This window comes from Arthrobacter sp. P1_B4, from assembly GCF_056406555.1.
In genome coordinates, this window is record NZ_JBFTZW010000004.1 from 126,609 (window position 1) to 140,242 (window position 13,634).

Annotated in this window: 10 protein-coding genes; 1 reads left to right on the forward strand and 9 read right to left on the reverse strand. The window is 67.6% G+C overall.

The features are described from left to right. Positions 1–2: 2 nt before the first annotated feature. The 6 genes from AC1D1W_RS03685 to AC1D1W_RS03710 all read right to left on the reverse strand — a co-directional run bounded on the left by AC1D1W_RS03685 (position 3) and on the right by AC1D1W_RS03710 (position 8,210). Positions 3–695 carry a hypothetical protein gene (locus AC1D1W_RS03685; protein ID WP_476942967.1) on the reverse strand — a complete coding sequence of 231 codons (693 nt, stop codon included), beginning with the start codon at positions 693–695 and terminating at the stop codon, positions 3–5. Positions 696–774: 79 nt separating this feature from the next. Further along, positions 775–1,413 carry a hypothetical protein gene (locus AC1D1W_RS03690; protein WP_476942968.1) on the reverse strand — a complete coding sequence of 213 codons (639 nt, stop codon included), beginning with the start codon at positions 1,411–1,413 and terminating at the stop codon, positions 775–777. A 183-nt stretch (positions 1,414–1,596) separates the two neighbouring features. Continuing rightward, positions 1,597–2,082, reverse strand: coding sequence for a hypothetical protein (locus tag AC1D1W_RS03695; protein WP_243179694.1), 486 nt, complete (start codon positions 2,080–2,082; stop codon positions 1,597–1,599). An 887-nt stretch (positions 2,083–2,969) separates the two neighbouring features. Next, entirely contained in the window at positions 2,970–4,529 is a 1,560-nt protein-coding gene (locus AC1D1W_RS03700; protein ID WP_476942969.1) for an FAD-dependent oxidoreductase, read from the reverse strand. Beyond that, positions 4,526–6,817, reverse strand: a complete 2,292-nt coding sequence (locus tag AC1D1W_RS03705; protein ID WP_476942970.1) for a molybdopterin oxidoreductase family protein — start codon at positions 6,815–6,817, stop codon at positions 4,526–4,528. Before AC1D1W_RS03705 ends, AC1D1W_RS03700 begins: the two co-directional genes overlap by 4 nt. Position 6,818: 1 nt before the next feature. Next, positions 6,819–8,210 (reverse strand): MFS transporter, encoded by a 1,392-nt coding sequence (locus tag AC1D1W_RS03710; RefSeq protein ID WP_439954118.1) that lies wholly within the window; start codon positions 8,208–8,210, stop codon positions 6,819–6,821. A gap of 319 nt (positions 8,211–8,529) precedes the next feature. Here AC1D1W_RS03710 and AC1D1W_RS03715 point away from each other — a divergent pair, with 319 nt between their 5' ends. After that, a complete protein-coding gene (locus tag AC1D1W_RS03715; protein ID WP_476942971.1) occupies positions 8,530–9,942 on the forward strand; it encodes an MFS transporter in 1,413 nt (470 codons plus the stop codon). 74 nt (positions 9,943–10,016) lie between these two features. On the opposite strand, the gene AC1D1W_RS03720 is transcribed toward AC1D1W_RS03715, so the two are convergent. From AC1D1W_RS03720 to AC1D1W_RS03730, 3 genes are all read right to left on the reverse strand, one after another. Then, on the reverse strand, positions 10,017–10,748 hold the full coding sequence (locus AC1D1W_RS03720) for a glutamine amidotransferase (protein ID WP_476942972.1): 732 nt from the start codon (positions 10,746–10,748) through the stop codon (positions 10,017–10,019). Between the two features lie 96 nt (positions 10,749–10,844). Next, entirely contained in the window at positions 10,845–12,698 is a 1,854-nt protein-coding gene (locus AC1D1W_RS03725) for an acetyl/propionyl/methylcrotonyl-CoA carboxylase subunit alpha (RefSeq protein WP_459384231.1), read from the reverse strand. Between the two features lie 147 nt (positions 12,699–12,845). Continuing rightward, entirely contained in the window at positions 12,846–13,538 is a 693-nt protein-coding gene (locus AC1D1W_RS03730; protein WP_243179679.1) for a Maf family protein, read from the reverse strand. Positions 13,539–13,634 lie beyond the last annotated feature (96 nt).

Sequence of the window (13,634 nt, forward strand, 5' to 3'; positions counted from 1 at the left end):
GCTCAGGAGTAGGCGTACGGCGGAACCGTGTCGCCAGGGGTGAAGGGTTTGAACCACTGCTCGAAATCCAGACTTGCGGCGTCGTCCTCGAGAACGTCAAGGTTGTCGGAGTACAGCGCGTCACTGTCGGCATCCTCCAACAGGACTTCCTCGACGTCGGCCCGCCAGTCCTCCGGAAGGTCCAGTTCGTAGATGTCCTCCGTGATTTCCGCCTGATCGAGCAGGCAGCGGACGGCTAGTTCCGCTGCAAGGCAGCCGGGGGCGGTCCAGCCCCGGACCAGCGACGCGGTGACGTCGGCCGCGACCACGATGAACTTCTGGGTGAACTTCGCGTCGTAGCTGGCGGCGAACTGTGGCGGCAGCGAGGACAGGACGGAGGTGCCGGCAATGTCGGCCGGCGTGAGAACATCCAGCGTGCTGAGCGTTCCGAGATCGCGGAACAACTGGTCGACCAGAATGCTGGACGAGTTCCACAGTAGTCCGGCCAGCAGACGGGTCTGGCCCACGGCTTTGCGCCGGTCTTCGGAGGAGACGGAGGCCATCTCGGCCAGGTCCTCGGGATCAAACTGGAGCCGCTGCTCGGCCGTCATGTCGTCCGGGTGGGGGTCGAGCCCAAGCAGTTCCAGGCTCAACCCTGTCAGCTTCCCGGCGTCGGCCAGCAGTTCTTCGGTGATGTCGTCGTCGTCGGCGCTCATGGCCCCGATGCTACCCGCCGTTTGCCCGCGGCCCGATTTGCGTTACGCGGCCGGGTTTGGCGGCGGTGCGGCAGCCTTCTTAGGCGGCCGCCGGGTGGATGGTTCCCGACGTCGAACCCGCCCTCGCCATCCGGACGGACAGCAGATAGGCGATCCCGCAGGCCAGGGGAACCAAGCTGGCGGCGATCAGCGATCCGACCGCACCCGACCTTCCGATGATCGTGATCAACAGCGGCAACACCCCCAAGCCCACCAACAGCCAGCCGGCCAGTGCGGTAACTTTCAGGCCAAGGATTGCGGCCGGGAACGCCAGCGCGAGAACGCTGACGGCGATGAGGGGGCCGTTGTCGTTGAGGAAGGCGCTCAGGGCGGCGGGGTCGAAGGCGAGCCACACGCACGCAGCAATGAAGGCCGAGGCGAGCGCGAGCAGCAGGGGAGCGGTTGCCGCCGGCCAGAACCAGGCCGAGACCGCGAGGATGAGCATCGGCACCACCCAGGCGAGCGTGATCAGCGTTCCGGTTGTTCCGCCCGGGTCCTGCATCGCGAAGCCGCCGATGTAGATTCCCCCGATGACGGTGAACGCCGCCATGACGGCCGCGCCGGTGCGCGTCAGCGCGGCGGCCCGCCGTTGCGGATCCTTTTCACGGGACATGACAACACCCATCACGACCGCGAACACAATGATCGCGCCGAGCGCCAAAATGACCGGGACGTTCATGGGATGCCTCCTGCGGATGAACGGAACCTACGTTCATTGCATCCCCACCCCTCGGACGTGCCAAGGGGAGAAAGGCCCGCTTCGGGGCGGTTGGAGTTGCTAAGTGCCCTGAACTCCGGACTGGCCGATTTGAAGGCAAAAGCGCCCCCGGCAACTGCCGGGGGCGCCCTGTGTTGTCGGGGGTTACGGCGCCAGCAAGCTGCAGACGTCGGTTACGGTGCCCTTTCCGGAGAACAACGTCCTTTCGCTGAAGTCAGGATTGAGCGTCCAGTGCATGGTGCCCGTAGTGAGGAACAGCCCCGCGGGGTGCCCGTTCGCGTCTGGAACGATAATGGTGTTCCTCCCTGTGGCGGTGACGTCAAAGCTGCCGTCCTGCAGGGTCGTGACGTGGGTCACCCCGGTAATGACGTAGGTCACCGTTTTCAGAGCAGGAGCGGGCCCCGTGAGGGTAATCCTCAAATTGGGGCCGGTTAAGGCGACCCGGTCTCCCGGCAGGACGACAGTCCCTGCCTTGCCCGAGAGCTGAGCCTGGAGATCGAACGTCGGACAGGCGATCGTGAAAGGTGTTTGGTCCACCGGAACGGGAGTGGCGGCGGCAACAGCCGGGCCGGCACTTGCGGAGAGTGCGGCGGCGACTGCGATGGTGATGGGTGCGAGCCAGCGTTTCATTAAGGTCCTCCTTTGTAGCTTGCAAAAGTCCCCCCAGACATACGGGACGAGTCCCTGACTGCAAAGCCCTTGCATGCTACCGCAGCCCTCCGGCTCCAACGCAGGTATCGACTACGCGCCTATGAGGTGTTCGCTACTTATCTGCGGAGATAGGCCAGCCCGGCTGGCAGCACCAGGGCTCCCGCAGGATCGGGCGAGAACGAACTGCATCAAGCGAACTGGCCTTAGAAGAACCAGCGGCAAGGCCGAACCCGTGGCGCGTCTGGGTCACGCAGTGAGCTGCGTCCGAAGGATGTCGGGGCTTCCCGGTATGTGTTCATTCCTGTGTGGTTTGGAAAGGCCGCTTAGCCTTAGCGGAGCGGAGTTGGCCAGAGCCCTCACGGTTGGTCGGGGCTCTTTTGGATGATGGCCGGTCCAGCTTGGAGTTCTCTTCGGGTGCGCGGGTCTTCCTTGCGCGCCGCCGTGCTTAAACCACGGGAGTAAGGCCTCTACCTCCTGGCGTCAAGCAAAGGCATAATGTCGCCATGTGGATCCCCGCCCTATTTCTAATCTTGGTCGTCATCGGGATACTGGTCACTTATTGGCAACTCACCCTGACAGGACTCTTCATCTGGGCGCTTGTGGCCTGGAAGAGGCACCACACAGCCGACACACGGTCGAGCTACCCCCGGAAGCCCGTCCAGACCCGGCCTGTGGCCAAGCAGGTCCAGACCCGCCCCAGACCCAAGCCTGTGCAGACCCGGCCTGAGCCCACGCACAGCTCCAAGCCTGCCCGCGAGATACCAGCGCTCGAATATCTGCCTAGGTGGACTGCGGACCGCCGGTTGGAAGCGGGCCTCGAGCATGCCCAGTGGCAGAGGAACTTCGATAACCCAGCGGGTTAGTACTCAGGCAGCCGCCCCCTGAAAGTGGGCCTCGATGATGCCCTTGATGTCCTCGTGGCAGCCGCCGCAGCCCGTGCCGGCGCGGGTGGACGCCGATACCTCGGGCACCGTTCCGCAGCCCTCGGACACGGCAGTGGCAATGGCCGTGCCGCTGACACCGGCGCACCGGCAGACCGTCCGGGCGGGGTCGGCGGCACCTGGGGAAGCGACCTGGTCCGGCCCGTCCAGGCGCAGCAGCAGCGACCGGTCGGCCGGCAGTTCCGCGCCGCGTTCGAAGAGCTGCACCAGCTCGGCCGAGGTGCGCGGCATGCCCACGGCCACGAGGCCTTCCAGCACGCCGGCGCGGGTGGTCATCTTGACGTAGCGGCCGTGCTCGGGATCGGCCCACTGGGCGATCTGCAGCCGGGCCCGGCCGTTCACGGCCCCGGCGCTCAAGGCGTCCTCGTCCCACGGGTCCGCGGACACATCCCCGGCGACGGCCAGGTTCATGCCGCGGGCCTTGAGCACGATCACGCCCGGGAGTTCCGCCGGAAGTGCCGGCAAGGCTTCCGCCTCGGCAGGAGCCCCGGACGCCAGGAGGGTCAGATAGTCGGCGAGCCATTCGGCCTGCCGCCAGCCCGGGCCGACCAGCCCGGAGGGACCCCTCGCAGTCCGGCACTGAACGCATTCGGGGTCCGGGCAGCGGACCTCGGCGCAGTCGCCGATCGCGAAGATGTGGGGCTCGTGGTGGGCGCGGAGCTTGTGGTCCACCAGGATCCCGGCACCGGTGGAGAGCCCGCAGCCCTCCGCAAGTTCGGTCCGCGGCCGGACACCACAGGAGAGGACCAGGAGGTCGCCGTCGATCGCGGAGCCGTCATCCAGCAACAAGGCGGAGAAGCCGCCGTCGGGCGCGTTGTGTTCGACGCCGACCGAGCGGGCGTTGCCGGCCACCCGCACGCCGCAGTTCCGCAGGGACGCCGCGAGCACGGCGCCGCCGCCGCGGTCGATGTTCCGGCCCAAAGGATGCGGGCCATTGTGCACCACGGTCACCGTGGCGCCTTCCTCGGCCGCGGCGAGGGCCGTCTCCAGGCCCAGCACACCGCCGCCCAGGACCACGACGCGCTTTCCGCCCGCCACGGCAGAATGCAGCACGGACGCGTCGCGAAGATCGCGCAGGGCGGTCACGCCCGGCGGCAGCACCGGCGCGGCCGGGTCCGGGTTGAGCCCGGTCAGGTTCGGGATGACCGGCCGTGAACCGGTGGCGAAGACGAGCCGCTCGTAACCGGGGGAGGTGCCGTCGCTCAACAAGACCCGCTGCCGGGCGCGGTCCACGCGGCGGACGCGGACGCCCAGCCGGACATCGACGCCGTCGGCCACCAGTGCCGCCGCGTCCGCGAGGGCCAGAGCAGCCGGCGTCGTCCGGCTGACGCCAAGATCCGCCACCAGCACGCGGTTGTACGCCGCCTCCGACTCTTCGCCGACGACGGTCAGGTGTGCGATGCCGCTGCGCACGGCCGGCAGCAGCTCGTCGATCAGCCTCGCGGCGACGGGCCCGAAGCCCACCACCACAATCCGCTCAGTCATGAGGTCTCCTCTGCTTGAAGAACGCGGGCCGAAACGCCGCTGTGCTTGCCGGCCAGGGCATCCGGGGAAGCTGCCGGGCTGATCCACACCTTGCTGGTCTTGAACTCGGGCATCCCGGAAATGGGGTCCGTGGCCGCCTCCGTGAGCCGGTTGGCGCTCTCGAGCTCCGGGAAGTGGAACGGCAGGAACACCGTCTCCGGGCGGATATCCGTGCTCAGCTCGGCACGGCAGCTGACCACGCCGCGTTCGTTGGAAATCGAGACGTAGTCGCCGTCGGCGATGCCCTGGGCGGCAGCCGCGGCGGGGTGGAGCTGGAGCCGCGCCTCCGGTTGGGCTTCGGCCAGGGCGGCCACCCGGCGGGTCTGCGCGCCGGACTGGTAGTGCTCCATCAGGCGGCCGGTAATGAGGGTCATCGGCGTGCCGGGACGATCGTCGCCGGCTCGGTCGGCCCGCTGGTCCACCCGGCGGTCCGCCGCGGACGCGAAGCCCGCAGAAGAAGAACGACGTCGGGGCGTCACCGGCGTGAACACGGCCCGGCCGCCCGCATGGGCAAAGGCGTCCAGGAAGAGCCGCGGCGTGCCCGCGCTCCCGGCGGGGTAGGGCCAGTAGGCGGCCTCGCCACGGTCCAGCATGGCGTAGTCGATCCCGGAGTAGTCGGCCAGGCCGCCGGAGGACGCGAGCCGGAGCTCCTCGAACACCGTTTCCGGATCCTCGCTGAAGGTGGAGGGCGCGTGCAGCATTTCGGCCAGCCGGGTCATGATCCACAGCTCGCTGCGGACACCGGGCGGGGGAGTGAGGGCCCGGCGGCGGCGGAGCACGCGGCCCTCGAGGTTGGTGAGGGTTCCTTCCTCCTCGGCCCACTGGGTCACCGGCAGGACCAGGTCCGCCTCGGCGGCGGTCTCGGAGAGGAAGAAGTCGCACACCACCAGGAAGTCCAGGCTGCGCAGGCCCGCGATCACGGCATTCGCGTCCGGGGCGGACACCGCCACGTTGGCGCCGTGCACGAAGAGGCACCGGACGCCGTCGGGCTGTCCCAGCGACTTGAGGAGTTCGACGGCGGGAAGGCCGGGGCCGGGAATCAGGGGTTCGGGCACGCCCCAGACCCTGGCCATGTGGGCGCGGGCGGCGGGATCGGTGATCTTCCGGTAGCCGGGGAGCTGGTCCGCCTTCTGGCCGTGTTCGCGGCCGCCCTGGCCGTTGCCCTGGCCGGTGAGCGTGCCGTAGCCGCTGCGCGCGGAGCCCGGCAGGCCCAGCAGGAGGGAGAGGTTAATGGCGGCCGTGGCGGTGTCAGTGCCGTCCACGTGCTGTTCGACGCCGCGGCCGGTGAGGATGTAGCTGCCGCCCTTGCCGGCGCCGTCGGCCAGCCGCCGGGCGGTTTCACGGATCAGCCCGGCGGGGACGCCGGTGATCGACTGGACCCGTTCGGGCCAGAAGCTGGCGACGCTGCGGACCGCGGCGTCATAACCCGTGGTCCGGTCCGCGATGTATCCCGCGTCCGCGAGGCCCTCGTGGATCACCGCGTGGGAGATACCCAGGAGCAGGGCGAGGTCGGTGCCGGGCAGCGGCTGCAGGTGCAGCCCGCCGCCGTCGGAGGTGAAGGCGGCGGTGGCGGAGCGCCGCGGGTCGACGACGATCAGGCCGCCGGCGTCGCGGGCCCCCTGGAGGTGCTGGACGAAGGGCGGCATGGTCTCGGCAACGTTGGAGCCGAGCATCAGGATGGTGCTGGCGGTGTCGAGGTCCGCGAGCGGGAACGGGAGCCCGCGGTCCAGGCCGAAGGCGCGCATGCCTGCCGCGGCTGCCGAGGACATGCAGAACCGCCCGTTGTAGTCGATCCGTGAGGTGCCCAAAGCCAGCCTGGCGAACTTGCCCAGCTGGTAGGCCTTCTCATTGGTGAGGCCGCCGCCGCCAAACACGCCGACGGCGTCAGCCCCGTGCTCGAGGCGGGCCTGTTTTACGGCGGAGACGATCCGCATGAGGGCCTCATCCCAGCTGACCGGGTGGTGGACGCCGTCGGCGCCCTTCAGCAGGGGCTCCGTGACGCGGCCCGGGTGGTCCAGTAACGAGGCGGAGGTCCAGCCCTTGCGGCACAGGCCGCCGCGGTTGGTGGGGAAGTCCCGTCCGGCGACTGTCAGGAGCGGCGCGGACGTTGGGGTAGTGGCGGGGCCCGGTGCAGCGTCTACGGGCTCTGACCCCGGCCGGGCAGCCGGGGTCAGAGCCGCTGGAGATGTGAGCGTCATGGCGCACTGCAGAGCGCAGTAAGGGCAGTGCGTGTCGGCGCTTTTGGTCATGTTAGACGTGTCCCATCGCATTTCGGTTGGCGTTGCGGATGTAGCAGAACCAGCAGACCACCAGCATCAGGACGTAGGCCCCCACGAATCCGTAGAACGCCGAGGTGTAGGAACCGCTGGCGGTGTTGGAGGCGTTGAGGACCTGGGGGATGATAAATCCGCCGTAGGCGCCGATGGCCGAGATCAGGCCGAGGGCTGAGGACGCGAGCCGCTGGGTGGTGTGCGTGCTGGCCCCGGAGCGGGCGGCCCGGCTGGAGGTGGCGAAGATGATCGGGATCATGCGGTAGGTGGCGCCGTTTCCGAAGCCGCTGGCGGTGAACAGGAGCAGGAACAGGAAGAGGAAGAGCCAGAAGTTCTTCAGCGGCAGGGTCCAGAGCATGGTGAGGGTCATGACGGCCATGGCGGCGAAGGCTGCGACGGTCATGCGGGCCCCGCCCATCCGGTCCGCCATGCGTCCGCCGTACGGGCGGGCCAGGGACCCGACCAGCGGGCCGAGGAAGGCCAGGGACAGGGCCACGGTGCCGACGGAGATCGAGGAAAATGCCGGGAAGTAGTCCTTAATGAGCTTGGGGAAGACGCCGGCGAAGCCGATGAAGGAACCGAAGGTGCCGATGTACAGCAGCGCCATGATCCACAGGTGCGGCTCTTTGATCGCGGCCAGCGAACCTGCCACGTCGCCCTTGGCGCTGGTGAGATTGTTCATGTACTTCCAGGCACCGAAAGCCGCCAGCAGGATCAGCGGAACCCACATGAACCCTGCGACGGGCAGGTTCACGGTGCCGGCTGCCAGCAGGGTGATGGCGATCGGCACGGCCAGCTGTGCGACGGCGGCACCGAGGTTTCCGCCGGCGGCATTCAGGCCCAGGGCCCAGCCCTTTTCCCGTGCGGGGTAGAAGAAAGTGATGTTCGCCATCGAGCTGGCGAAGTTGCCGCCGCCGAAGCCGGCCAGCGCAGCCACGAACAGCATGACGCCGAACGGGGTGGCCGGGTTGGCGACGCACAGGCCCAGGCCGATCGTGGGGATCAGCAGCAACAGGGCGGAGACGATGGTCCAGTTGCGGCCGCCGAAGCGGGGAACCATGAACGTGTAGGGGATCCGGAGCGTGGCGCCGACGAGGCTTGGCATGGAGATCAGCCAGAAGATCTCGTTGGTGGAGAACTTGAAGCCGGCGGAGGGAAGCTGGACCACCACGATCGACCACAGTTGCCAGACCACGAAGCCCAGGAACTCGGCGAAGATGGACCAGTTCAGGTTGCGCCGGGCGATCGAGCGGCCGGCCGACTCCCACTGCTCCTTGTTTTCCGCATCCCAGTTGGCGATCCAGCGGCCGGGCCGATGGTCGAGGGTAAGGGTGCCGCCGGTACTGGCGGCGCCGACCTCTGCGGTGCCGATTTCGGCGGTGCGTTCAGCAGTCACTTGGGAGACCTCCTTGGGGGGTGATGTCCTTCAAAGGTAGGGACGCCGCGTTTCCGGGACGGACGCGGTTTATTAACGCGCTGTGACTTTTGCCTATCGGGGCTTTTATGACGGTGTGAGAATAGGTGTGACGACCACCACGTGAGACAACGACACGGAGTCCAAATAGCGGACTATTTGTCCATTGACTGGACGGTGGGAACTATTATCAGACGTATACGAATCCCTAGCCGGCGGCCCCGGGCATCGGGCTCTTGGGGAAATATCCGACCGGTCTTCATGAAAGCGTTACTACATGTCATCCACTGCCACCTCCGCGGAGCATGGGTCCACCAAGCAGGTGAATTCGCGCGGCCGCGTGATTGTCGCCAGCCTGATCGGTACCACCGTCGAGTTCTATGACTTCTACGTTTACGCCACCGCGGCCGTGCTCGTTTTCCCGAAGCTCTTCTTCCCCGGGCAGAACGAGACCACCCAGCTGCTGGCATCCTTCGCTGTGTTCGGCGTCGCGTTCATCGCCCGCCCGCTCGGCTCGGTCATCTTCGGCCACTTCGGTGACAAGTTCGGCCGCAAGGGCACGCTGGTGGCCTCCCTGCTGACCATGGGTATTGCCACCTTCCTGATCGGATGCCTGCCGACGGCGAGCGTCACGGGCTGGACCTTCCTGGCCCCGGCGCTCCTCGTGGTCCTGCGCTTCTGCCAGGGCCTGGCCCTCGGCGGCGAATGGAGTGGCGCGGCGCTGCTGGCCACCGAAAACGCCCCGTCGAACAAGCGCGCCATCTACGGCACGTTCCCGCAGCTGGGAGCCCCGATCGGCTTCATCATCGCCAACGTGATCTTCCTGGTCTTCAGCTACACCCTGACACCGGAAGCCTTCATGGAATGGGGCTGGCGGGTCCCGTTCCTGCTCAGTGCCGTCATGGTCATCATCGGTCTCTACGTGCGCCTCAAGCTGATCGAAACCCCGGCCTTCACCAAGGTCCTCGAATCCAACGAGGTTGCCAAGCTGCCGCTGGCACGGGTCTTCAAGACCAGCTGGCGCCCGCTGATCCTGGGCACGTTCATCATGCTCGCCACCTACGTGCTCTTCTACCTGATGACCACGTTCACGCTGACCTACGGCACCCGGGCGTCCAGTCTGGACACGGCGAAGGCCGCCGCCGAAAAGGCCGGCAAGCCGATGACCGAGGCCGCCGCCGCTGCGTTCGTCCCGGGCCTGGGCTACAGCCGGAACGATTTCCTCTGGATGCTGATCGCCGGTGTCGTATTCTTCGGTATCTTCACGCTGGTCTCCGGCCCGCTGGCCGAGAAGTTCGGCCGCCGCAAGATGCTGATCGTTGTCACCTTCGGCATCCTCGCCTTCGGCCTGCTGTTCGTTCCGCTGTTCAGCGCCGGATTCGCCGGTGCCATGGCGCTGCTGATCATCGGCTTCTCGCTCATGGGCCTGACATTCGGTCCCATGGGTGCGCTCCTGCCGGAGTTGTTCCCGGGCAATGTCCGCTACACCGGCTCCGCCATCAGCTACAACGTCTCCAGCATCCTGGGCGCTGCCGTGGCTCCGTTCATCGCCGTCTGGCTCTGGGAACTGGCCGGTGGCAGCACCGTGCTGGTGGGTGTCTACCTCGCCGCCATGGCGGTGCTGACGCTGATCGCCCTGTTCGTGAGCAAGGAAACCCGGGACCTCGACTACACCAACAACGTAGCCTGACGTCCGGCCCTCTTTCCTGACAGAAGAAGCCCGGCGTGTTCATTGAACACGCCGGGCTTCTGCGTTGGAGGGGCTCAGCTCGCGTAGCGCTCCACAAAGTTCCGCAGGATCTTCATCGGTTCTGTCGCAGTGAACTGCCTGGCGTCGTCCATGAGCATTTCGGCCGATTCCGGCGGGAAGTAGCCGGCATGGCGGTAGATATCGATCCTGGTGACGAGCCCTTCAGCATCAAGCTCGGGGTGGAACTGCGTGGCGTACAGGTTGGACTTGATCCGGAACATGTGCACCGGGCAGGCGGCCGAGCTGGCCAGCAGCACCGCATGGGAGGGCAGGACCGTGCAGGCTTCCTTATGGCCGGTGAACGCCGTAAAGCTCTCCGGCAGCCCGCGCAGGAGGGGATCCTGCAGACCCTCCGCCGTCAATTTGATGGTGACGCCGCCGAGCCCTTCACCGTACGTCCGGTCGATCACGGCGCCCTGGTGCAGGCCGAGGGTGCCGACGCCGTAGCAGGCGCCGAGGAACGGGAAGTCCTCGGCCACGATCCTGTCCAGCAGCCCGGCGAGTTCGCGCTCCACCCGGTGCTGGGTGGCGCTCTTGTGCTCGGCCGGATCGCTGGAAGTAAAGGGACTGCCGCCCACAATGACGCCCGAATAGTCGGACAACTCAAGCGCGGGCAGCGGGGCGGCTTCCATCCGGATGCGGTGGAGCTGCTCGGGCTGGAGTCCGCAGTAGCGAAGGTAGGCGCGGTATTCGTCCTCGGCGGCGGTGTCTTCCCCGCGCGAGGCGAGGAGCAGGAATGGCTTCACACTCCAAGTCTCTACTGGCCGGTCGCGGACGCGCCAGAGGCGCGCCCGCGGCCGACAGCGGCGCCGGCCGTCCGCCGTCGCCGTACCGTGTGCCGCTTACTCTGCGGCGCCGTCCTCGATCATGGCGATGATGGCGCCGGCGGACACGGTCTCGCCGGCCGCTGCGGCGAGGCCGATGACGATCCCGGCGCGGTGGGCGGTGAGCGGCTGTTCCATCTTCATCGCCTCGAGCACGACGACGAGATCGCCCTCGGCGACCGTGTCACCCTCGGCGACGGCCACCTTCACGATGGTCCCCTGCATGGGGGAGGTCAGGGCGTTGCCGCTCGCGGCCGCGGGTGCGCCGCCACCGCGGGAGCGCTTCTTGGCCTTGGCCGGCTTGGCGCCTGCGGCGTTGCTGACGGAGCCCAGCGACGCCGGCAGCACGACTTCCAGGCGCTTGCCGCCGACCTCGACGACGACGCGCTGGCGGTCGCCGGCGTCGGCCGCTTCAGCCTCGGTGCCGGTCGGGGTCCAGGCCGGAATGTCATTGACGAAGGCCGTCTCGATCCAGCGGGTGTGGACCTTGAAGGGGCCTTCGGCCGGTGCGAAATCGGGATTGGAAACCACCGCGAGGTCGAACGGGATGACGGTGGGAATGCCCTCCACCACCATTTCCTCCAGTGCCCGCCGGGAGCGCTGCAGGGCCTGGGTGCGGGTGGCGCCGGTGACGATCAGCTTGGAGAGCATGGAGTCGAAGTTGCCGCTGATGACATCGCCCTGCTCCACGCCGGAATCTACGCGGATACCGGGACCGGTGGGGTTTTTCAGTACCGTGATGGTGCCGGGTGCGGGCATGAAGTTCCGGCCCGGGTCCTCGCCGGTGATGCGGAATTCGATCGAGTGGCCGCGGACTTCCGGGTCGCCGTAGCCGAGCTCCTCGCCGCGGGCCAGCCGGAACTGTTCGCGGACGAGGTCGATCCCGGTGACTTCCTCGGAGACGCAGTGCTCCACCTGAAGGCGGGTGTTGACCTCGAGGAAGGAGATGGTGCCGTCCTGGCCGACGAGGAATTCGCAGGTGCCTGCGCCGAGGTAGCCCGCCTCCTTGAGGATGGCCTTGGAGGATTCGTAGAGCCGGCGGTTCTGTTCCTCGGTGAGGAACGGGGCCGGGGCTTCCTCGACGAGTTTCTGGTTCCTGCGCTGGAGCGAGCAGTCGCGGGTGGAGACCACCACGACGTTGCCGTGGGCGTCGGCCAGGCACTGGGTCTCGACGTGGCGCGGGGCGTCCAGGAAGCGCTCAATGAAGCACTCGCCGCGGCCGAAGGCGGCGGTGGCCTCGCGCACGGCGGATTCGAAGAGTTCGGGGATTTCTTCGCGGGTGCGGGCCACCTTGATGCCGCGTCCGCCGCCGCCGAAGGCCGCCTTGATGGCGACAGGCAGGCCGAACTTGTCCACGAAGTCGAGGATTTCCTCGGCGGATTCGACCGGGTCGGCGGTGCCGGGGACCTGCGGGGCGCCGACCTTCTCGGCAATGTGGCGGGCCTGGACCTTGTCGCCCAGGGCAGAGATCGCCTCGGGGGAGGGGCCGATCCACGTAATGCCGGCATCGATCACCTTGGCGGCGAACTCGGCGTTCTCGGCCAGGAACCCGTACCCGGGGTGGATGGCGTCCGCGCCGGACTGGCGGGCGACGTCGATGATCTTGTCCATCACCAAGTAGGACTCCGCGGCGGTGTTGCCACCGAGCGCGTAGGCCTCGTCAGCGAGCCGGGCGTGCAGCGCGTCGCGATCGGGGTCCGCGTAGACAGCCACCGACGCGATGCCTTCATCGCGGGCGGCGCGGATGATGCGCACCGCAATTTCTCCGCGGTTGGCGATCAGCACCTTGGTCAGCCGGCGGATGCCCGCGGCTGTAGATGACTGCGTTGATCCCGGCACGGTGGGTGCGGACTGCTCCGAATTTGCTGACAAGGCGTCTCCTTCTTTCCTTCAGGGAGCCTAGCGCGGTTTTGAGGGTTCCGCCGATATTACTTGCGGATTCCGCGCGTATACGGCCCTTCCTTTGTAGGTTTGCCACAAAGGGCGGCGAATTGGCTCACTCCGCCACGCATTCCGTCGTTACTCGGCGCGGATGTCCGCCGGGTCCGCAGCCCCGCCGGTCCAGAGCTCGGTGATGCCCACATTTGCCTGGCCGAGCAGGGCGCGCAGGGTGGAGATGGAGAGCCCGACGACGGTGTGGGGATCGCCGTCGACCTTGCGGATGAACGCCCCGCCGTAGCCGTCGATCGTGAAGGAGCCGGCGCACTGGAGCGGCTCGCCGGTGGCGATGTAGGTTTCGATTTCCTCGGCGCTCATCTCCATGAAGTGCACCTCGGCCGAGGACACAGAGCCCAGGGTGGCGCCGGTGCCGCGCGCGGTGACGTCGCCGTCGTCGTCTTCTGAGTCTGTGTCTGTGTCGCGGCAGTCCACGAGCCAGTGGCCGGTGTGCAGGACGCCCATGCTGCCGCTCATGCGGAGCATACGCTCCCGGGCGACGTCGGCCGTGTAGGGCTTTCCGTGGGCCTCGCCGTCGAACTCGAAGACCGAGTCGCAGCCGATCACGATTGCGCCGTCCGCCTCGGGCAGCGAGGCGACGGCCTCTGCCTTGGCCCGGGCAAGCAACAGAGCCGTGTCATGCGGATCCGTCACGCCGTAGCGGGCCTGCACGGCGTCCTCGTCGACGTCCGAGACGAGGACCTCGTGGGCGATGCCGGCGTGGCTGAGCAGCTTGGTGCGGGCGGGGGACTGGGAGGCAAGAATGAGGCGGGTCACTGATCCAGCCTAATCCACCGCAGCACAGCAACACCGGGTCCCGGAAGGGCGCCTGGACGGGGCAGAAGACCCTGTTTGCGGATACCTGACAGTGGT